This is a genomic window from Arcobacter sp. CECT 8989 (assembly GCF_004116715.1).
Classification (GTDB): domain Bacteria; phylum Campylobacterota; class Campylobacteria; order Campylobacterales; family Arcobacteraceae; genus Halarcobacter.
Map to the genome: position 1 here is coordinate 1 of NZ_PDKE01000097.1, position 413 is coordinate 413.

A 413-nucleotide genomic window follows, 5' to 3' on the forward strand; every position below is an offset into this window, starting at 1 on the left:
TTATATAACTTCTTTGTTTATCATTGAACATTATACTTGGAGTATAATTCACTCCAAACCATTTTTTATTTAACTTTTCTATTTCTTCAATTGAAGTGTTATCATAAGCTTTATCTATTATTGAGATTAAAATCTTATTTTTATTTAGTGTTGCGAAATGATGATCATCTAACTTTACTTCTTCTACCTTTTTAACAGGATTAGAGATTTTTAAATTAATATATCCATACTTTTTTATATAATAGTTTGCTACATTAGTACTGTTTATTATTGCATCTATTTTCCCTAAACTTAGGGCATTTAGTTTCTCTTCAAAGTTTTTTAAATAAACTAACTCAATCTGAGGATACTTTTTAAAAAAATCTACTTCACCCCAACCTTCAGATACTCCAATTTTTTTACCAACTAAATCT

1 protein-coding gene is annotated in these 413 nt (G+C 24.7%); it reads right to left on the bottom strand.

All coding sequences use genetic code 11. The features are described 5' to 3' along the window. A partial coding sequence (locus tag CRV02_RS14590) for a transporter substrate-binding domain-containing protein (RefSeq protein ID WP_129090918.1) occupies nucleotides 1-413 on the bottom strand: 413 nt, incomplete at both ends.